The organism is Streptomyces sp. NBC_01241 (assembly GCF_041435435.1).
Classification (GTDB): Bacteria; Actinomycetota; Actinomycetes; order Streptomycetales; family Streptomycetaceae; genus Streptomyces.
Map to the genome: position 1 here is coordinate 3,336,785 of NZ_CP108494.1, position 18,699 is coordinate 3,355,483.

Annotated in this window: 19 protein-coding genes and 1 tRNA gene; 10 read left to right on the plus strand and 10 right to left on the minus strand. The window is 70.7% G+C overall.

Annotation, left to right across the window (positions count from 1 at the left end; genetic code table 11):
- The first annotated feature begins 148 nt into the window (after nt 1–148).
- The 4 genes from OG306_RS14540 to OG306_RS14555 all read left to right on the plus strand — a co-directional run bounded on the left by OG306_RS14540 (nt 149) and on the right by OG306_RS14555 (nt 2,291).
- On the plus strand, nt 149–571 hold the full coding sequence (locus tag OG306_RS14540) for a hypothetical protein (RefSeq protein ID WP_266746599.1): 423 nt from the start codon (nt 149–151) through the stop codon (nt 569–571).
- Complete coding sequence (locus OG306_RS14545) at nt 568–1,344, plus strand: winged helix-turn-helix domain-containing protein (RefSeq protein WP_266746600.1); 777 nt, start codon at nt 568–570, stop codon at nt 1,342–1,344. The genes OG306_RS14540 and OG306_RS14545 overlap by 4 nt, the downstream gene beginning before the upstream one ends.
- A 38-nt stretch (nt 1,345–1,382) precedes the next feature.
- Nucleotides 1,383–1,847 carry a roadblock/LC7 domain-containing protein gene (locus OG306_RS14550; RefSeq protein ID WP_266746601.1) on the plus strand — a complete coding sequence of 155 codons (465 nt, stop codon included), beginning with the start codon at nt 1,383–1,385 and terminating at the stop codon, nt 1,845–1,847.
- Between the two features lie 69 nt (nt 1,848–1,916).
- Nucleotides 1,917–2,291 carry a hypothetical protein gene (locus OG306_RS14555; protein WP_266746602.1) on the plus strand — a complete coding sequence of 125 codons (375 nt, stop codon included), beginning with the start codon at nt 1,917–1,919 and terminating at the stop codon, nt 2,289–2,291.
- A gap of 10 nt (nt 2,292–2,301) precedes the next feature.
- Here the strand turns inward: OG306_RS14555 and OG306_RS14560 are convergent, their stop codons facing one another.
- From OG306_RS14560 to OG306_RS14575, 4 genes are all read right to left on the minus strand, one after another.
- Entirely contained in the window at nt 2,302–2,838 is a 537-nt protein-coding gene (locus tag OG306_RS14560; RefSeq protein ID WP_266752204.1) for a hypothetical protein, read from the minus strand.
- A 170-nt stretch (nt 2,839–3,008) separates the two neighbouring features.
- A complete protein-coding gene (locus OG306_RS14565) occupies nt 3,009–3,860 on the minus strand; it encodes a MurR/RpiR family transcriptional regulator (protein WP_266746603.1) in 852 nt (283 codons plus the stop codon).
- A 182-nt stretch (nt 3,861–4,042) separates the two neighbouring features.
- Complete coding sequence (locus OG306_RS14570; protein WP_266746604.1) at nt 4,043–4,726, minus strand: hypothetical protein; 684 nt, start codon at nt 4,724–4,726, stop codon at nt 4,043–4,045.
- On the minus strand, nt 4,719–5,237 hold the full coding sequence (locus tag OG306_RS14575; RefSeq protein ID WP_266746605.1) for a SigE family RNA polymerase sigma factor: 519 nt from the start codon (nt 5,235–5,237) through the stop codon (nt 4,719–4,721). The genes OG306_RS14570 and OG306_RS14575 overlap by 8 nt, the downstream gene beginning before the upstream one ends.
- A gap of 227 nt (nt 5,238–5,464) precedes the next feature.
- Between OG306_RS14575 and OG306_RS14580 the strand changes: the two genes are divergently transcribed.
- Nucleotides 5,465–5,884 (plus strand): hypothetical protein, encoded by a 420-nt coding sequence (locus tag OG306_RS14580; protein ID WP_266746606.1) that lies wholly within the window; start codon nt 5,465–5,467, stop codon nt 5,882–5,884.
- 32 nt (nt 5,885–5,916) lie between these two features.
- Here OG306_RS14580 and OG306_RS14585 read toward each other — a convergent pair whose 3' ends face one another.
- The gene (locus OG306_RS14585) at nt 5,917–6,063 is read right to left on the minus strand and encodes a hypothetical protein (protein ID WP_371665360.1); all 147 of its coding nucleotides are present in this window, start codon (nt 6,061–6,063) and stop codon (nt 5,917–5,919) included.
- Between the two features lie 309 nt (nt 6,064–6,372).
- Nucleotides 6,373–7,779, minus strand: a complete 1,407-nt coding sequence (locus OG306_RS14590; RefSeq protein WP_266746608.1) for a cystathionine beta-synthase — start codon at nt 7,777–7,779, stop codon at nt 6,373–6,375.
- Nucleotides 7,780–7,942: 163 nt separating this feature from the next.
- On the opposite strand from OG306_RS14590, the gene OG306_RS14595 reads away from it, so the two are divergent.
- The 3 genes from OG306_RS14595 (at nt 7,943) to OG306_RS14605 (ending at nt 11,562) form a co-directional block, all read left to right on the plus strand.
- Nucleotides 7,943–9,103, plus strand: a complete 1,161-nt coding sequence (locus OG306_RS14595; RefSeq protein ID WP_371666240.1) for an SGNH/GDSL hydrolase family protein — start codon at nt 7,943–7,945, stop codon at nt 9,101–9,103.
- Between the two features lie 130 nt (nt 9,104–9,233).
- Nucleotides 9,234–10,454: an acetyl-CoA C-acetyltransferase gene (locus OG306_RS14600; protein WP_371665361.1), complete on the plus strand. Its 1,221-nt coding sequence runs from the start codon at nt 9,234–9,236 to the stop codon at nt 10,452–10,454.
- A 277-nt stretch (nt 10,455–10,731) separates the two neighbouring features.
- Nucleotides 10,732–11,562, plus strand: a complete 831-nt coding sequence (locus tag OG306_RS14605; RefSeq protein WP_327259669.1) for a hypothetical protein — start codon at nt 10,732–10,734, stop codon at nt 11,560–11,562.
- 91 nt (nt 11,563–11,653) lie between these two features.
- On the opposite strand, the gene OG306_RS14610 is transcribed toward OG306_RS14605, so the two are convergent.
- The 3 genes from OG306_RS14610 to OG306_RS14620 all read right to left on the minus strand — a co-directional run bounded on the left by OG306_RS14610 (nt 11,654) and on the right by OG306_RS14620 (nt 13,317).
- A complete protein-coding gene (locus OG306_RS14610) occupies nt 11,654–11,971 on the minus strand; it encodes a hypothetical protein (protein WP_266746610.1) in 318 nt (105 codons plus the stop codon).
- Between the two features lie 196 nt (nt 11,972–12,167).
- On the minus strand, nt 12,168–13,055 hold the full coding sequence (locus tag OG306_RS14615; RefSeq protein ID WP_266746611.1) for a Bax inhibitor-1/YccA family protein: 888 nt from the start codon (nt 13,053–13,055) through the stop codon (nt 12,168–12,170).
- A gap of 176 nt (nt 13,056–13,231) precedes the next feature.
- Nucleotides 13,232–13,317 (minus strand) — tRNA-Leu (locus OG306_RS14620).
- A gap of 493 nt (nt 13,318–13,810) precedes the next feature.
- Here OG306_RS14620 and OG306_RS14625 point away from each other — a divergent pair.
- Nucleotides 13,811–14,581, plus strand: a complete 771-nt coding sequence (locus OG306_RS14625) for an ABC transporter ATP-binding protein (protein ID WP_266746612.1) — start codon at nt 13,811–13,813, stop codon at nt 14,579–14,581.
- 58 nt (nt 14,582–14,639) lie between these two features.
- A complete protein-coding gene (locus OG306_RS14630; protein ID WP_266746613.1) occupies nt 14,640–17,165 on the plus strand; it encodes an ABC transporter permease in 2,526 nt (841 codons plus the stop codon).
- A gap of 113 nt (nt 17,166–17,278) precedes the next feature.
- On the opposite strand, the gene OG306_RS14635 is transcribed toward OG306_RS14630, so the two are convergent.
- Nucleotides 17,279–18,583 (minus strand): SAM-dependent methyltransferase, encoded by a 1,305-nt coding sequence (locus OG306_RS14635; protein ID WP_266746614.1) that lies wholly within the window; start codon nt 18,581–18,583, stop codon nt 17,279–17,281.
- Between the last annotated feature and the right edge of the window lie 116 nt (nt 18,584–18,699).

Here is an 18,699-nt window from a genome sequence, read left to right on the forward strand (position 1 = left end):
CCCGGCCACCCCGATACGCGCCTCCCGCGCGTCCGCCGAAGATCTCTTGCGCATGTACCTATGGAAAATGCCAGAACCCCTGCCCGGGGCGAGCACGTTGCGTAGCCTCGGAGTCACAGCCGTACGCCACGTCGGGAGGGGAGTGCGCGTGCCCGGAATCGACGAGTGCCTGCTCGAGGTCATGAGGCTGCCCGGTGCCCGCGGCGCCGCGGTGGTCGACTGGACGAGCGGCCTCGCCCTCGGCACCATCGGTGAATCGCCCAATGGCGACCACGAGGCCACCGCCGCGGAGACGGCCGAGGTCGCGCGGATGGCGGCCGAGCAGCCCGCCTTCGCGCTGGAGGCCACCGGACCGTCCACCGGGTTACCCGACGCGGCGGTCGAGGGAGCGCCGCCCCCGGTCGAAGACGTCATCGTCACCACCCGGGCCGGGTACCACATCCTCCGTTTCGTCGAGACCGCCTTCGACAGCAGCGTCTTCGTCCATCTCTGGCTCGATCGCGCGGAGGGCAATCTGGCCCTCGCCCGGATACGGCTGGGCGAGATGGCCCAGCGGCTGGTCCTGGCATGAGAACCGCCCCCGCCCCGGTCGCGCCCCTCTCCCCCATGCTGCAGCGCCTCGCCGCCGAGCGGGCCACCGGCGCCCTGATGCGCGACCGCGGCACCCTGTATCTGGCCGAGGGCCAGGTGGTGCACGCCGAGAGCCCCGCGACACCCGGTATCGACGTCCTGCTCACCACGGGCGGCGGCCTGCACCGCGACGGCTGGTGGGAAGCGGTCGCCAGGGCGGGCGCCGGGCAGCGGGTCGGCCGCTATCTGGTGGACAGCGGGCGGGTGGCGGGCGGGGCGCTGGAGCTGTGCCACCTGGGCGCGCTGTACGACGCGGCGTTCTTCGCGCTCGCCCCCACCCGCACCCCGGCCCGCTTCCGCTACGGGGTCTCCCACTGGATCGGCCCCGTCCGCCCCGTCCCCGTCGACGCCGTGCAGCGCGAGACGCTCCGGCGCCGGGAACTGCTGGAGCGGATCTGGCCCGACGCGGCGGGCGACAGCGCACCGCTGGTACGGACGGACCACTCCGTCGACGCACCCGTTCCGCCGGGCCGGCGCCGCGTACTCGATCTCGTGGACGGGGCACGGACCGCATCGGACATCGCCCAGGAGCTGGGCAGGCCGGCGTTCCATGTCCTGGTCGCTCTGCGCCGCCTGGCCGCGGCCGGACTGGTCGAAGCGGTACGGGAGCCGCCGGCCGCGACCACCCCCGGCCGGATCGCGATCCCCGAGGTCACGGCCGACCCCGACGTCGCCCTGCTGCGCCGGCTCCGAGACGCATTGGAGGCCCTGTGATACGCGCGCTCAGACAGCGTGCCGGGAGGAGACAGCTGATGGTGCCCGAGGCCGAAGTGCAGGATGTCCTGGCCGAGCTCCAGCGGTTACGGGCCCGGGTCCCGCTCCTCTCCGGCGCCCTGGCGGCCAGCACCGACGGTCTCGTTCTGGCCCATGACACCCCGGGTGTGGAGGCGGAGGGCGTCGCCGCACTGACCGCGGCCGCGCTCGGCGTCGCGATCCGGATGGCGGACGCGACCGGCCGGGGCGGCTTCCGTGAACTTCTCGTACGCGGCGGGACCGGCTACATCGCGACGTACGCCGCAGGCTCCTCGGCCGTCCTCACGCTGCTGGCCGAGGACCGGATCAACGTCGGCAGGCTCCACCTGGAGGGCCGTCGGGCAGGCGCCCGCATCGGCGAACTGATCGACACCGCGATGGAACGCACCACCCACCCGGCACCCCCGGCCCGCGCCCCCGAGCAGCCCTCCCCGCGCCCCGGCCCGCTGCCGCACCGCACGTAACACCACATGCCCCGAAGTGAACCCAGGGATCCGGTCGACCCGGCCGGCCAGGAAAGGAAACGAGCACGCATGTCGAACACCGAAGCGTCACTCAAGGAAGCGATGACGTCCATCGAGGGCACCCTCGGTGTCGCCCTCGTCGACTACACCAGCGGAATGGCGCTGGGCACCCTCGGCGGCGGCAAGGACTTCAATTTGGAGGTCGCGGCCGCGGGCAACACCGATGTCGTACGCGCCAAGCTCCGCACCATGGAACACCTCGGCCTCCAGGACGAGATCGAGGACATCCTGATCACGCTCGGCGGCCAGTACCACCTGATCCGGCTGCTCAAGTCCCGTGGCAGCAACGGCCTGTTCCTCTACCTGGTGCTGGACTCGAACCGCGCCAACCTGGCGATGGCCCGCCACCAGCTGAAGCGGATCGAGGCCGAACTGGACGTCTGACCCGGCGGCCTCAGCGCCTGCGCCGCGCCCCGCCGGGCGCGGCGTCGCCCGCCATCGGCCCGGTCGCCCGGTACCCCTTCACCCGCTTGCCCGCGGGCCGGCCGCGCTCCACCCAGTCGGTCCGTACCCAGTACAGGGCGTCGTCCCGGCGCTCGCGCCGCCCGATCCGGACGGCCTTGGTCCAGAGCCCGGCCCCCGCCCCCGCGAGCACCAGCCCGCCGGCCCCGGGCAGCACGAACGCGCTCGCCACGGCTACGAGGAACGCCCCGAGCAGCCACCACCGGTGCCCGCGCCGCCAGTTGCGTACGGTCACGGCCCGGTCCTGGAGGAAGTCGGACCGCCCGGCGCGGGTGGCGCCCCCGGCCAGTTCCGCGTACCGCCGGTCGCGCACGAGCGCCACCGCGGCCGCCGTGATCAGGAACAGCGCCGCCCCGGCCAGCAGCCCGATCCGGCGTCCGGTGAGTCCCGGCACCAGTGCGCCGATCGCCGCGGCGAGCAGCCCCGGCCACCACAGCGGTGCGGCTCCGGCGCGCACGATCACGGCCACTCTCGCCAACGACTGCGCTCCGCGCCCCACGTCCGTACCCCTCTCCACAGCTCCTTCTGGTCCTTCTGGGCCGGGAGATTAGTAGCCGTAAATGAGCGGTGTCTGAGAATCGTCGAGGTTCGCGGGGCCGCCCTCAATGCCCGATCCCCATCGGGCCCTCGCCACCGCAGTCACTCGACGAACAGCCCCCGTGCCGCGGCCGTCGTGTCGAACTCCTCCAGCCGCGCCTGTGCGTCGGGCAGGTCGTCGCACATCGCCTCCAGCAGCACCCGCCCCAGCAGCATCGGCGCACAGGCGGTGTCGAAGGCGAGCCCGGTGCCGACGGCGGCCGGAATGAGCAGGTCACTGTGCCCGGCCACCGGAGCGAACGCCGAATCGGCGACCGCCACCACGGTCAGGCCCTGTTCCCGGGCGTACGCGAGGGCGTCCACGACCTCCTTCGGGTGCCGGGGCAGCGCGAAGCAGATCAGCGCGGTGGCGCCCGCCCGCCGTGCGGCGTCGATCCGGTCGTGCAGCATGCTGCCGCCCTCGTCGAGCACCCGGACGTCGGGGTGGACCTTGGCCGCGAAGTACCCGAATCCGCGCGCCTGCGAGGAGGCGGCCCGCAGTCCGAGCACCGGCAGCGGCCGGGAGGCCGCCAGCAGCCTGCCCGCGCGCTCGACGGGCCCGGGGTCGGCGAGCAGCTCGGCCAGATGCCGCAGATTCTCGATCTCGGCGAGGACGGCCTGCTGGTACTCGTTGTACGCGTCCTCTTCGCCTGCGCCCCCCGGTACGGACTCGGCGGGGGCGACCTCCCGCAGGTGTTTGCGAAGCGCCGGATAGCCGTCGAACCCGAGGGCCACGGCGAACCGGGTGACGGACGGCTGGCTGACCCCAGCGAATTCGGCCAGCTCCACGCTCGACAGAAACGGCACGTCCCCGGCCCTGCGCACCATCGAGTGCGCGATGCGCCGCTGGGTGGGTGTGAGCCGGTGCCCCTCGAAGAGCTGCTGCAACCGCGCGGCCGGGCTGCTCCCGCTCATGCTGTCCCCTCGGTAGATCCGTCGCACCACGGTCCGGCGCCGACAAATCCATTCAGCCAGCAAGGCGTCTGCATGTCCATATGCAGCCGCGGCGAGGGCCCGGCCTTCCCCACGCCGAGAAAGCGCAGACCCGGTCGGACCACCACGCTCAGGCACCCGCGGCCCCGGTCGGTCCACCACGCTCAGGAACCGCGCACGCCGTCCAGGACCTCGGTGACCGAGACCCAGGAGTTCCAGCGCCGCGTGAACACCCGCAGCGTACGGCCGCTCTCCACCGTGCCGGCCCAGGAGCCGCTCCCGTCCTCCGCCTTCCCCGAGTTCCCCGGTGCCGACCGCAGACCGCCCGATTCCAGTACGCCGCCCATCTTCCTCAACTGCTCCCGGGCCGTGGCCTCGTCGTCGTACTCGACGATGCACTGCTGGGCCACGGCTCCGTCCCTGCCCGTGTACCACCGGCTGTAACTGGTCTCGTCGACCGCGCCCACCGAAGGGGGCGCATCCGCGCAGGCTCCGTCGAGACCCAGGTACGGCAGGGGATCGCCCTGCGAACCGGCTCCGGTCGTCGGTCGCTCGTCCTCCTTCCAGTGCCACGTCCCGTGGAGGGGCACCTCGTCCGCCCGCATCATCTGGACCAGACCGTCCTTGCGGAACGGGTTGTCCGGCGCGGTGGCGACCGTTTCGTGCTTGTGCCGCTGATCCGCTCCGGTCGGCAGCACGGCCCAGGCCCCGGCGGCCATCAGCGCCACCGTGCACACCACCACCGTCGTGGTCCTGCGGCGCGAACGCCGCCTTCCCCTCGCCCGGATCTCCTCGGCGGCAGGCAACCGCACCACGACGCCGTCCAGCAGTTCCTCGACCTCAGCCATGGTGAACGCCCTCCACTCGCCCGGAAGTGACTATGGTTTCGGCGAGCCGCTCGCCGAGGATCTTGCGGGCCCGGTGGAGCCGGGTCCGTACCGCGCCGTTCGACACTCCCGCCTCACGTGCCACCTCTTCCACCGGCAGATCCAGCAGATGGTGCAGGACCACGGCCTGGCGCTGCTCGACGCTCAGCTCGCCCAGCGCCCCGACCAGCGCCACCCGGTCCACCGAGAGACCGGGGACCTCCGTGGGCGGCCCGTGCCGGAAGTGCGCCCGTACGCGGTTGCGCGTCCTTCGCCAGGTGCTGATTGCCAGCCGTACGGCCACCGTCCGCACCCAAGGCAGCGGATCCCCCTCGCGTGCCAGGCGGTCCCACCGCTGCCACGCCCGCACATAGGCCTCCTGCACCGCGTCCTCCGCCTCCGCCAGATCGCCGGTCACCGCATAGACCGTGGCCACCAGGCGTTTGGCCGTCGCCGTGTAGAAAGCATCGAAATCCTCGGATCCCGTCGGCATCGTCCCCGTCCGTTCATCGCGCCAGAAACGCTCTTGCCATGAACACGCTCCGGCTGCGCCGGATGTTACGGACGACTTTTCGGACGGCCTTCGGACAACTCCCGGACGGCCGGACGAGGAGCGCGGCAAGGGGCGAAGGGGCAGACCGGGAGGGCCGAAGGAGACGGCACGAAAGAGGGGGGTTAGCCCCACTGCCCCCGGCGCCCGCGATTCGTACCGTGAAGGACATGGATACCCGTGACCCTGAGCTCAAGAACGAGCTCGATGCCACCCTGCATGCCCGTAGCGAGCTGGGTGCGGATTACGAGTCCGCGCTCGTCGAGTCCTTCCTGGAGAAGGTCGAGCAGCGCCTCGACACCACGCTCGACCGCCGCGTCCGGCGTCATCTCGCCGAGCAGCAGGTGAGCGTCGCCAGGGGCGCGCGTACACCGCAGCCCATGGGGAACTTCGGCGAGCGCTACGGCTTCGGGATCATCTCGCTGGTCCTGGCCATCCCGCTGTCGGCGATCGGCGCCGCGGCCGCCCATACCGGGGGCCTGGTCGTCGTCTGGCTCGGCATCGTCGGTGTCAACACTGTTCACGCCGCCCGCAGTTGGCCCTGGTTCCAGCGCCGTTCCTCGCGCGCGGGGTCCGACTGGGAGGACTGAGAGCCGGGGGCCGGGTCCGAGGACACGGGGCGTCACGCCCGGCGGGTGGGCAGCATGATCAGCCGACGCGGGTCGATGTGGCGCGCGCGGCTGGTGGCGCAGGCCACGAGGCCGGTCTCGTCGCCCGACAGCCCCCGCGCGCGGAACGCCTCGCGCTGCTGGGAGCTGGGCGGCCGCACCGGCCGGACGAGGCGCCGTGCGGGAGTGTGTCGCGGAGACCGCCGCACCCCCGGTTTCCCAGGGGGCGGGACGACGGCGGTCCCCGCGGGGAACACGGGTCCGGGTCAGGGCCGGTCACCGTGCCCGGGCGACGGTGGAGGTCCGGGAGCCGCTCCGTAGTCCGTGTCGCCGTATCGGGTGTCGGCTGGTTTCCCTGCCGACACCCCTCAATGTGCCGGACTCGTGTTAAGCCGGTGCTGCGTGTACGTGTCACGCTCGTACCGTTTCGGCGAAGCCCGGCGCCGCGAACCGCTACGGCCTGCGGACCGTCACGGCTTGCCGGACGCCGCGTCCTTCGCGAGGAACGCCAGCAGGTCCTGCCTGCTGACCACGCCCTTCGGCTTGCCCTCCACCAGCACGATCGCCGCGTCCGCCGCGTTCGTACCGCCGAGCACCGCCATCAGGTCCGCGACCGGCTCACCGGAGCCGACCTGCGGCAGCGGCGGCGACATGTGCTTCTCCAGCGGGTCGGAGAGCGAGGCGCGCTGGGCGAACAGCGCGTTCAGCAGCTCCCGCTCCACCACCGAGCCGATGACCTCGGCGGCCATCACGTCAGGGTGGCCCGCGCCCGGCTTCACGATCGGCATCTGCGAGACGCCGTACTCCCGCAGCACGTCGATCGCCTCGCCGACGGTCTCCTCGGGGTGCATGTGCACGAGCGTCGGAATCGGGCCGTCCTTGTGGCCGAGTACGTCCCCGACGCGTGCGGACGGGCCGGCGTCCTCCAGGAAGCCGTAGTCGGCCATCCACTCGTCGTTGAAGATCTTGCTCAGGTAGCCGCGGCCGCTGTCGGGCAGCAGAACGACGACCACGTCGTCCGGGCCCAGTCGCTTCGCGACCTCCAGGGCGGCGACGACGGCCATGCCGCAGGAGCCGCCGACCAACAGGCCCTCCTCCTTGGCGAGGCGGCGGGTCATCTGGAAGGAGTCCTTGTCGGACACGGCGACGATCTCGTCCGTGACCGTACGGTCGTAGGCGCTCGGCCAGAAGTCCTCGCCGACGCCCTCGACGAGGTACGGACGCCCGGAGCCGCCGGAGTAGACCGAGCCCTCCGGGTCCGCGCCGACGACCGTGACCGAGCCGCCGCTGACCTCCTTCAGATAGCGGCCGGTGCCGCTGATCGTGCCGCCCGTGCCGACGCCCGCGACGAAGTGGGTGATCTTCCCGTCCGTCTGCTCCCACAGCTCCGGACCGGTGGTCTCGTAGTGGGAGCGCGGGTTGTTCGGGTTGGAGTACTGGTCGGGCTTCCAGGCTCCGGGGGTCTCTCGGACCAGCCGGTCCGAGACGTTGTAGTACGAGTCGGGGTGCTCGGGATCAACGGCCGTCGGGCAGACGACGACCTCGGCACCGTAGGCGCGCAGCACATTGATCTTGTCCGTGGACACCTTGTCCGGGCAGACGAAGATGCACTTGTACCCCTTCTGCTGGGCGACGATCGCCAGGCCGACGCCCGTGTTGCCGCTGGTCGGCTCGACGATCGTGCCGCCGGGCTGCAGCTCGCCGCTCTGTTCGGCGGCCTCGATCATCCGCAGGGCGATGCGGTCCTTGACCGAACCGCCGGGGTTGAAGTACTCGACCTTGGCCAGGACCGTCGCCTGGATGCCGGCCGTGACACTGCGCAGCCTCACCAGCGGGGTATTGCCTACGAGACTGATCATCGAATCGTGGTATCGCACCGTGTACTCCGGGGTCTCCGAGATGGTGCGGCAAGGGTATGCGTACGGACGCGGGATTGGGCGAAGCGATTGAGCGACGGTCACCGCGGGGCAGTTAGCTGTATGTACGGCGGTACGGCAGTACGGCAAGGAGGAGGTGGACCGGACTGTGTCGAGGGCAAGGGTGGCACGGCGGATCGCAGCGGGCGCGGCCTACGGCGGCGGCAGCATCGGGCTGCTCGGCGCGGCGGCGGTGGGCGTACTGCTGGCGGAGGTCCAGCTGGCGAAACGGCTCGTGGGCGGCGGTATCGCACCGGTTCCGCCGAACGCGGACGGGCGGTACGGGGTGGCGTTCACCGGCCCCGCCGACCCGTTGCGGCTGGGACTGCTGGGTGACTCGACGGCGGCCGGACAGGGGGTGCGCCGGGCGGGGCAGACACCGGGGGCACTGCTCGCCTCGGGGCTCGCGGCGGTGTCCGAGCGGCCGGTGGACCTGCGCAATGTGGCGCAGCCGGGTGCCCGATCGGACGATCTGGAGAGGCAGGTCTCACTGCTGCTCGCCGATCCGTCCCATACGCCCGACGTCTGCGTGATCATGATCGGGGCGAACGATGTCACGCACCGGATGCCCGCCACCCAGTCGGTGCGCTGTCTGACCACCGCGGTGCGCAGGCTGCGTACGGCGGGCGCGGAGGTGGTGGTCGGCACGTGCCCGGATCTCGGCACGATCGAGCCGGTCTACCAGCCGCTGCGCTGGATGGCCCGGCGGGTGAGCCGGCAGCTGGCGGCGGCCCAGACGATCGGCTCGGTGGAACAGGGCGGGCGCACGGTGTCGCTGGGCGACCTGCTGGGGCCGGAGTTCGAGGCGAATCCGCGGGAGCTGTTCGGGCCGGACAACTACCACCCGTCGGCGGAGGGGTACGCCACGGCGGCGATGGCTCTTCTGCCCACGCTCTGTGCGGTGCTGGGGCTGTGGCCGGAGACCGACCGGCTGGACGGGGCCCGGCGCGAGGACATGCTGCCGGTGGCCGAGGCGGCCTCCCAGGCGGCCAGGGAGGCCGGTACGGAGGTCACGGGAGCCCGGGCGCCCTGGGCGCTCCTCAAGCACCGCAGGCGGCGGCGCCTGCCCGCGGCCACGGAGCCTCAGCCGCACCCGGAGACGGAGCCGGCGCCGGCGACCGAACCGATGGCCTCCTCCGGACCGCACGAGGAGCCGCTCACGGAGCCGCTCACGGAGCCGCGCGAGGAGCCGCTCACGGAGCCGCGCGAGGAGCCGCGCCCGGAGCCGTCCGGGGAGTCGCACGGCGAGCCGCACGGGGAGTCGCGCAACCTCCCCGCCAATTGACCGGCTGAGCGGTCGCTTAGAAAAGAGGTCGGTGTCACATGCGCTGCCCGGTGACCCAGCAGCTACGTACAGGTAATTTCCAAGTCAGCACCTGCCAGAACCCGCCTTCCAGCCCTCATGGAGCCGCGTGATGCCCGAAGCCGTGATCGTCTCTGCTGCCCGTTCCCCCATCGGCCGGGCCTTCAAGGGTTCGTTGAAGGATCTGCGCGCGGACGACCTGACCGCCACGATCATCCGGACCGCGCTGGCCAGGGTTCCCGAGCTGGACCCGAAGGACATCGACGACCTGATGCTCGGCTGCGGCCTCCCCGGCGGCGAGCAGGGCAACAACCTGGGCCGCATCATCGCCGTAGAGATGGGAATGGACCACCTTCCCGGCTGTACGGTCACCCGCTACTGCTCATCCTCCCTGCAGACCAGCCGGATGGCGCTGCACGCCATCAAGGCCGGCGAGGGCGACGTCTTCATCTCGGCCGGTGTCGAGATGGTGTCCCGCTTCTCGAAGGGCAACTCCGACAGCTGGCCCGACACGCACAACCCGCTGTTCGCCGACGCCGCGGCCCGCACCGCGGCCCGCGCCGAGCAGGGCGGCGACGACTGGCACGACCCGCGCGAGGACGGCCTGGTCCCGGACGCGTACATCGCAATGGGGCAGACCGCGGAGAACCTGGCCCGGCTCAAGGGCGTCACCCGTCAGGACATGGACGAGTTCGGCGTCCGCTCCCAGAACCTCGCCGAGGAAGCCATCAAGAACGGCTTCTGGGAGCGCGAAATCACCCCGGTCACCACCCCGGACGGCACGGTCGTCTCGAAGGACGACGGCCCGCGCGCGGGCGTCACCCTGGAGGGCGTGCAGGGCCTGAAGCCGGTCTTCCGCCCGGACGGCCTGGTCACCGCGGGCAACTGCTGCCCGCTCAACGACGGCGCCGCCGCGCTCGTGATCATGTCCGACACCAAGGCGCGCGAGCTGGGCCTGACCCCACTGGCCCGGATCGTCTCGACCGGCGTCTGCGGTCTCTCCCCCGAGATCATGGGGTACGGACCGGTGGAGGCCAGCAAGCAGGCGCTGAAGCGGGCCGGGCTGACCATCGACGACATCGACCTGGCCGAAATCAACGAGGCGTTCGCCGCCCAGGTGATCCCCTCCTACCGCGACCTCGGCCTGCCGCTGGAGAAGGTGAACGTCAACGGTGGCGCCATCGCCGTCGGCCACCCCTTCGGCATGACCGGCGCCCGGATCACGGGCACGCTGATCAACAGCCTGCAGTTCCACGACAAGCAGTTCGGCCTGGAGACCATGTGCGTGGGCGGCGGCCAGGGCATGGCGATGGTCATCGAGCGGCTGAGCTGAGCTGCCTGCGGCCCTCAGCGGAAGCGAAGCGACGGAACCGGCCGGCCCCGAGCCCCGACCGTGACCGAATCTCCCCCAGGATGTGACCTACGTCCTGGGGGAGAGTCATTCCCGCAGGTCACACCAGCATCAGGGTTAAACACCAGGCCCAAAGACCTGTCCAATTCGTGACGTAATGCACTGACACCAGGCACAGCTAGAGGACAAGCTGAGGTAGGAAGTCGGGGGATCGATTGAAACCGGGAGTATGTCAGTGAGCGCCATGCCTCTTGCCCTGATGCTGACCACCGCCGCCGCCACGGCCGTGGGTGTCGCCGCCCTGTACGCCGCTCACGGGCTGCGCAAGCAGATCACGGCCCTTCGTACGGAGCTGGCAACGGCCCGCGTCCACGGTGTCGCCGTGCCCGCGCAGAGCCGCAACGAAGCCACCCCGGCCGACGAGATACGCGCCGCCGTCGCCGAAGCACTCGCCGAGGAACGGGAGCGCGAGCTCGCCGAGGCCCGTGCCTTCTGGGCCACCCAGGAAGCGCGCGATGCCGCCGACACCCCGTCCCTGCTGGGCGGCCTGACCGGGATCGGCGAGGAGGCACCGTTCTTCATGCCGCGCCAGGCCGACTTCGCGGGTCTGGAGGCGATGGACTTCGACGCCGCCGAGGCGCTCGAAGAGCTGACGGAACTGGTCGAGCTGGCGGACGTGACCGAGCTGCCCGAGACTGCGGAGTTCGCCGAGGACTCCCCCGAGCTGGCCGCGGCCCGTCGCCGCCACCCCTCCCATCCCGACTTCGTACCCGTGCAGACCCCGGTCGTCACCGATCACGAGCACACCGTGAACCGGCTCGAAGAGCTCGCCGACAACCGTACGGAACTCGCCGACGTGCGCCCCGGCCCGCTCGGCACCCTCGACGTGTACGTCTTCGCCGACGGCACCACGCTCTGCATGACTCCCGGTCACCGCGAGACGGCCGAACGCCTGGCCGAGGCGCTGCTCGCGGGTGAGCGCCCGGTGCTGCTGGGCGGTTCGGGCATCTCCGGTGCGTACGCCCTGACCTTCTCCTGCGGCAAAGAGAACGTCTACATCCTCGCCGACCGCGTCATCGCCTCGTTCTAGCCCCGCATTCCGGCCCCCGGGCATCCGGGCGGAGCGACTCTCACCGACCGCCGGCCCCGCGTCGACCCCGCCGCGCCACCGCCCGCCGCCGCTACGCGAACGCCCGCGCAGCCGCCTCCGTCACGAATTGCACGGCCTCGTCCAGCTCAGCCGACGGGGCCGTTTCCAGTGCCACCGCCAAGTCACGCCCCGCTACGGCGAGTTGGTCGCCGATCGCGAAGATCCCGGCGTCCGGCATGATCCTCGGCTCCCGATCCGGCGCCTCGATGCGCTGGGCGCGCAGCGCCAATTCCCTGGCCGTGGCCAGTCCTTCGGCAGCCGCTCCGTGCTGCAGACGGCTCTGCGGGGCGGCGCGCAGCCGGTCGGCGAATCGGTCCACGGCGGTGATGAGCGGGGTCGTATCGAGCACTCCGCGACCCTACGCGCCCTCCCCGGACGGGTGCCAACGGGCCGATGCTCGGGCACGGCGTCGGGAAGGGCCGGCGCAAGCTGCTCCAGGCACACGCCGCCCCGGGCACAGGCGGGAAGGAAACGGAACGGCCCGCAGGCACCGGTGCCTGCGGGCCGTTCCGTTTCCCGCGCCGTTCCCGGCGCGGGGCCGCGCGTCAGTCGTCGCCGCTGAGAATGGAGAGCAGACGCAGCATCTCCAGGTAGATCCAGACCAGAGTCATGGTCAGGCCGAAGGCCGCCAGCCAGGACTCCTCGCGGGGGGCGCCGTAGGCGACGCCGTCCTCGACCTGCTTGAAGTCCAGGGCCAGGAAGCACGCGCCGAGGATGATCCCGATGACGCCGAAGAGGATGCCGAGGCCGCCACTGCGGAAGCCCAGGCCGTCACCGCCGCCGAAGACGGCGAACAGCAGGTTGACCATCATCAGGAGCATGAAGCCCATGGCGGCGGCCATCACGAAGCCGTAGAAGCGGCGGGTGACGCGGATCCAGCGCATCTTGTACGCGAGAAGCACACCGGCGAAGACACACATGGTGCCCATCACCGCCTGCATCACGACGCCCGGCCCGATGTACGTACTGACCGCGCTGGAGATCACTCCGAGGAAGACGCCCTCGAAGGCCGCGTACGACACGATCAGCGCCGGGGACGGCCTGCGCTTGAAGGACTGGACGAGCGACAGGACGAACGCCACCAGGGCGGCGCCGATCGCGATGCCGTAGGACTTGCCGAGGTTGGCCTCGTCGACCGGCAGCAGGGCCCAGGCGAGCGCGGCGCCGAGCACCACGGTACCCAGCGTGATCGCGGTGCGCGTGACGACGTCGTCGATCGTCATCGCACCGGAGCGCGCCGGTGCCTGTGGAACGCCGTACTGGGTGTCCTGCTGGGCGTAGGGGTTGGTGGCGTACGGGTTGGCGGCGGTGCCCTGCGCGTACGGGTTGGCACCCGCTGCGGGGGCCCCGGCCTGCGGCGCCGCGTTGAAGCCCGCGTATCCGTTGTCGCGGCTGAAGCCCCGTCGCGAGAAGACCGGGTTGCTGCTCCTCATCTCACTCCTCCATGGCCACCCTGCGCGGCCTTCCCATAAGAGTAATGGGTAGGCAAAAGAATCAGACTAGTGCCTGGGGAGGATCTTTGGGGAACCTTCGGACGGGTGGCCGCCTCCTCGGCCGGCCGGCAGGGCTGCCGTACGGCGCTGCGCCCACTCGGCCGCCCTGCGCGCGATGGTGCCCGGAACCGGACTCGAACCGGCACGCCCCCGAGGGGCAGCGAGGTTTAAGCTCGCCGTGTCTGCATTCCACCATCCGGGCCTGGCGCGCGGCTCCGCGTTGGCACATGACCCTATCCGGGGACTTCCTCCGATCAGCGGATCAGTGGCGCGATGTTGTCTTATTTTATTGACCGCTTGAGGGGTCGTCAGCACTCGCGAGGGGGCATCGTCACATGCCTGGGCGGGGTAGCGGTCACGGCGGCCGGCAATCCGGATTGACGTAAAGTCGCCGCACCCGGACGGCGCAATCGCCGGGCGCATTCGCCAGGCGCGCGCCAGTCATCGCCATGGGCGCGCCACCCGACCGGGCTAACGCCCTCAGGGTCGGTGTCATACCGGAGGAGGACGCAGGGGCCCCTCGGTGCGACTCAAGACGGCCCCGGGAACGGGCACGGGGACTGACGAATCGCGACATCGCGGCGGTGACGATAGAGAGGTTCCCCGGCGACCGGACCTCACCGGACCTCACCGGTCGCAGCCGAAAACGCATCCCGGACGAAAACTCGGCCGGAGCCCCGAATCAGGAGATTCCCGTGACCACCACTTCCACCGCACACCGCGTCACCACGGTGGCTGCCCGCGCCACGGATCTGTCCAAGGTCTACGGAGAGGGCGAGACCAGGGTCACGGCCCTGGACCGGGTCTCCGTGGACTTCCCGCAGGGCGAGTTCACCGCGATCATGGGCCCGTCCGGCTCCGGCAAGTCCACGCTGATGCACTGCGTGGCCGGCCTCGACAGCTTCAGCAGCGGCTCGGTGCGGATCGGCGAGACGGAGCTGGGCTCCCTCAAGGACAAGCAGCTCACCCAGCTCCGCCGGGACAAGATCGGCTTCATCTTCCAGGCGTTCAACCTGCTGCCGACCCTGACGGCGCTGGAGAACATCACGCTCCCGATGGACATCGCGGGCCGCAAGCCCGACGCCGAGTGGGTGCGCCGGGTCATCGACATGGTGGGCCTCTCCGACCGGCTGACACACCGGCCGACCGAACTCTCCGGCGGCCAGCAGCAGCGCGTCGCGGTGGCCCGCGCCCTGGCCTCGCAGCCGGAGATCATCTTCGGTGACGAGCCGACCGGGAACCTGGACTCCCGCTCCGGCGCCGAGGTCCTCGGCTTCCTGCGCAACTCGGTGCGCGAGCTGGGGCAGACCGTGGTGATGGTGACCCACGACCCGGCGGCGGCCTCCTACGCGGACCGGGTCGTCTTCCTCGCGGACGGCCGGATCGTCGACCAGATGCTGCACCCCACGGCGGACGGGGTCCTCGACCGGATGAAGGCGTTCGACGCCAAGGGCCGCACCAGCTGAAGCCCGCCCTGCCCCGCGCCCTTCTCCGGACCCCCTTCCCATCCCAGGACTGACAGACATGTTCCGTACCGCCCTGCGCAATGTGCTCGCGCACAAGGCCAGGCTGCTGATGACCGTGCTCGCCGTGATGCTCGGCGTGGCCTTCGTATCCGGCACCCTGGTCTTCACCGACACCCTCGGCAACGCCTTCCGCAACCAGTCGGCGAAGAGCTACGACGACGTCGCCGTCGCCGTCACGACCCCGGCCAACCAGCGCGACGAGAAGACGCCCGGCATCACCGCCGCCACCCTGAAGAAGATCCAGGACCTGGACGGTGTGGACACCGCCACCGGCCGGGTCTCCGGCTTCGCCGGGGTCGCCGACCCCGACGGCAAGCTGATCGGCAACGGCTGGTCGAACACCGGAGGGAACTACTCCCCCGGCAAGGACGGCAAGGACTCCGCGTACACCTTCGTCGACGGCAAGGGCCCGGACGCGGCCGACCGGATCGCGCTCGACCAGGAGACCGCGAAGAAGGGCAAGTACCACGTCGGTGACCGGGTCCGGGTCGCCACGAACGGGCCGGTGAAGGAGTACACCCTCGCCGGCGTCTTCACCACCGAGGACGGCGCGGTCAACGCGGGCGGCAGCCTGGTCCTCTTCGAGTCCCCGGTCGCCCAGAAGCTGTACCTCAGGCCCGGCGAGTTCAAGGAGGTCAACGTCGCTGGCGCGGCCGGCGCCTCCGCCGAGAAGCTGCTGGCCGACGTCAAGCCGCTGCTGCCCAAGGGCGCCGAGGCCAAGACCGGCAAGGCCCTCGCCGACGAGCAGGCCAAGCAGATCCAGAAGGGTCTGAGCAGCCTCAACACCATGCTGCTCGCCTTCGCGGCCATCGCGCTCTTCGTCGGCGTCTTCCTGATCGCCAACACCTTCACCATGCTGGTGGCCCAGCGCACCAAGGAACTGGCGCTGATGCGCGCCGTCGGTGCCTCCCGCCGCCAGGTCAAGCGCTCCGTGCTCCTGGAAGCCGCGGTGGTCGGCGCGATCGCTTCGGTCATCGGATTCGTGCTCGGCCTCGGACTCGCCACCGGCCTGCGCTCCGTGATGAGTCAGTTCGGCGGGAAGATCCCGGCCGGACCGCTGATCGTCTCGCCCACCGCGGTCGCCGCAGCGTTCGGCGTCGGCGTACTGATCACCGTGCTGGCCGCCTGGCTGCCCGCTCGCCGGGCCGCGAAGATCCCGCCGGTGGCCGCGATGAACAGCGTGCACGCGACGGCGACGGTCAAGTCCCTGGTGCTGCGCAACTCGATCGGCGGGGCGCTCACCCTGCTCGGCGCCGCGGGCATCGTGGCGGGTGCGGCGGCCGGTTCGGACGGCCGGACGCTCATCGGGATCGGTGCGTTCTTCGCGCTGGTCGGCGTCATCGTGCTGATCCCGCTGCTGTCGCGGCCGGTCATCGCGCTGGTCCGCCCGCTGCTGAAGCGGCTGTTCGGAGTCTCCGGCAAGCTGGCCGCGCAGAACGCGGTCCGTAATCCGCGACGTACCGGAGCCACCGCCTCCGCGCTGGCGATCGGCCTCACCCTGGTCACCGGCATCTCCGTGCTCGGCGTCACCCTCGGCCAGGCGATCGACCGGATGACGACGGACAACATCAAGGCCGACTACCTGGTGTCGATGGCGAGCGGCAATTCGCTCGACGAGTCGGCACTCAAGGCCCTGGAGAAGGCCGACGGAGTCTCGGCCGTCTCACCCCGGCAGGACGCCTGGATGAAGTTCGGCAACCAGGAAATCGGTGCCACCGGAGTCGCCCCCGGCGACGTGGCGCAGCTCTTCGCCATCAAGACGGTCTCCGGCTCGGTCGACTCGCTCGGTGACGGCAAGATCGCCGTGTCCGAGGACACCGCGAAGTCGCACCACTGGAAGACCGGTGACACGGTCCCGGTCGTCTACGACGACGGCAAGAAGGAGAACCTGAAGGTCGGCGCGGTCTACGAGGACAACGAGTTCCTCTCCCGGATCTTGATCCCGAAGAACCTCCTGGACCCGCACGTCTCCCACGCCGACATCCGCGAGGTCTGGCTGAAGATGGACGGCGGCGAGTCCGCAGCCCATGAGAAGGCCCTGGTCAAGGCGCTGGGCAACAACCCGGCGATGAGCATCATGGACCGTCAGGACATCCGGGACACGTTCGGCGGCTTCATCAACACCGCCCTGAACATCATGTACGGACTGCTGGCGATGGCCCTGATCATCGCGGTGCTCGGGGTCGTCAACACCCTGGCCATGTCGGTCTTCGAACGCCAGCAGGAGATCGGCATGCTGCGGGCGATCGGCCTGGACCGGCGCCGGGTGAAGCGCATGATCCGGCTGGAGGCCGTGGTCATCTCGCTCTTCGGCGCGGTGGTCGGCATCGGGCTCGGTACGTTCCTCGGCTGGGCAATCGGGCAGACCCTGAAGTCCGACATCCCGGGCTATGCCCTGGTCATTCCGTGGGACCGGATCGGACTCTTCCTGGTGCTCGCCGCGCTGGTGGGTGTGCTGGCCTCGCTCTGGCCGGCCCGCAGCGCCGCGAAGCTGAACATGCTGACGGCGATCAAGACCGAGTAACGGCCGGCACGGCACCGGACGGGAACGACACGGCCGGGGGCCGGTACCCGCAGCACGGAGCTGCGGGTACCGGCCCCCGGTACGTTCCCACCGGTGCCGGGGATCTCCCGGTGTCAGCCGGTCGCCGACGGCCCCCAGACGCGGGCCCTCAGTGGCATGCGGGAGGCCCCGCCCTCCGCCGGGCGCACCACGAGGATCTGGTTGACGCCGATCTTGTTGTGCTCGAAGGACAGGGCGGAGGCGGCCATGTAGAGGCGCCAGACCCTGGCCCGTCCGGACGAGGTCATCCGGACCGCCCGCTCCCAGTGCTTCTCCAGGTTGGCGACCCAGCTGCGCAGGGTCAGTGCGTAGTGTTCGCGGATCGACTCGACGTCACGGGCCTCGAACCCGGCTTCTTCGAGGGTGGCCACGGTCCGTCCCACCGGGGCCAGTTCGCCGTCCGGGAAGACGTAGGCGTCAATGAACTCGTCCACGTGGTACGCGGACTCGTCCTTCTCGGGGCGGCGGGCGATCTGGTGGTTGAGCAGCCGGCCACCGGGCTTGAGGAGTGCGTAGAGGGCGTCGGCGTACTCGCGGAAGCGGACGGAGCCGACGTGTTCCGCCATGCCGATGGACGAGATGGCGTCGTACGGGCCGTCCCTGACGTCCCGGTAGTCCTGGACCCGGATCTCGATCCGGTCGGTCAGGCCCTCTTCCGCGATGCGTTTCCTGGCGTAGGCGGCCTGTTCGGCGGAGAGGGTCACTCCGGTGACCCGGGCGCCGTATTCGCGGGCGGCGTGCAGGGCCATGGAGCCCCAGCCGCAGCCGACGTCGAGGAGCCGGTCGCCCTCCTTCAGCGCGAGCTTGCGGCAGACCAGGTCGAGCTTGTCCCGCTGGGCGTCCTCAAGGCTTCCGTCGTCCTCCCAGTAGGCGCAGGAGTAGACCATGGAGGGACCGAGGACAAGTTCGTAGAAGTCATTGCCCACGTCGTAGTGGTGACTGATGGCCTCCTGGTCGCGCCGCTTGGTGTGGAGAGTGCCGGTGCGGCGCCGTACCTCCTCGGGCGGCGGGACCGGCGGGAGCCAGGGGCCGCCGAGCTGCAACAGCCCTTTGGCGAAGGCCCGCACCTTCGGGTCGCGGACCGGGTGGACACGGTCCTTGGCCTCCGCGCCGCGGTCCCAGATCAGCGAGGCCATCAGGTCCAGGGCCTCGTACAGATCGCCTTCGATATCGAGTTCGCCCGCCACCCAGGCGCGGGCCAGGCCCAGTTCACCCGGCTTCCAGAGCAGCCTGCGCAGCGCGCGGCGGTTCCGGATGACGAGGACGGGGGCACCGGGCGGTCCTGATTCGCTGCCGTCCCAGGCCCGGATACGGACCGGCAGCTTCTCTCCCAGCAACTCCTCGGCGAGAGCGGTCAGCCGCAATGCGGCGTCTGCCATGGCGCACACCTCCGTGATGGTGTTCCCAATGTGCCCAAACATGACCAAACATGCCTGCAACCACGCCGGGCACCCACGACGCCACGGCGAGGCACATCCCGTCAACAGTCTGCGGA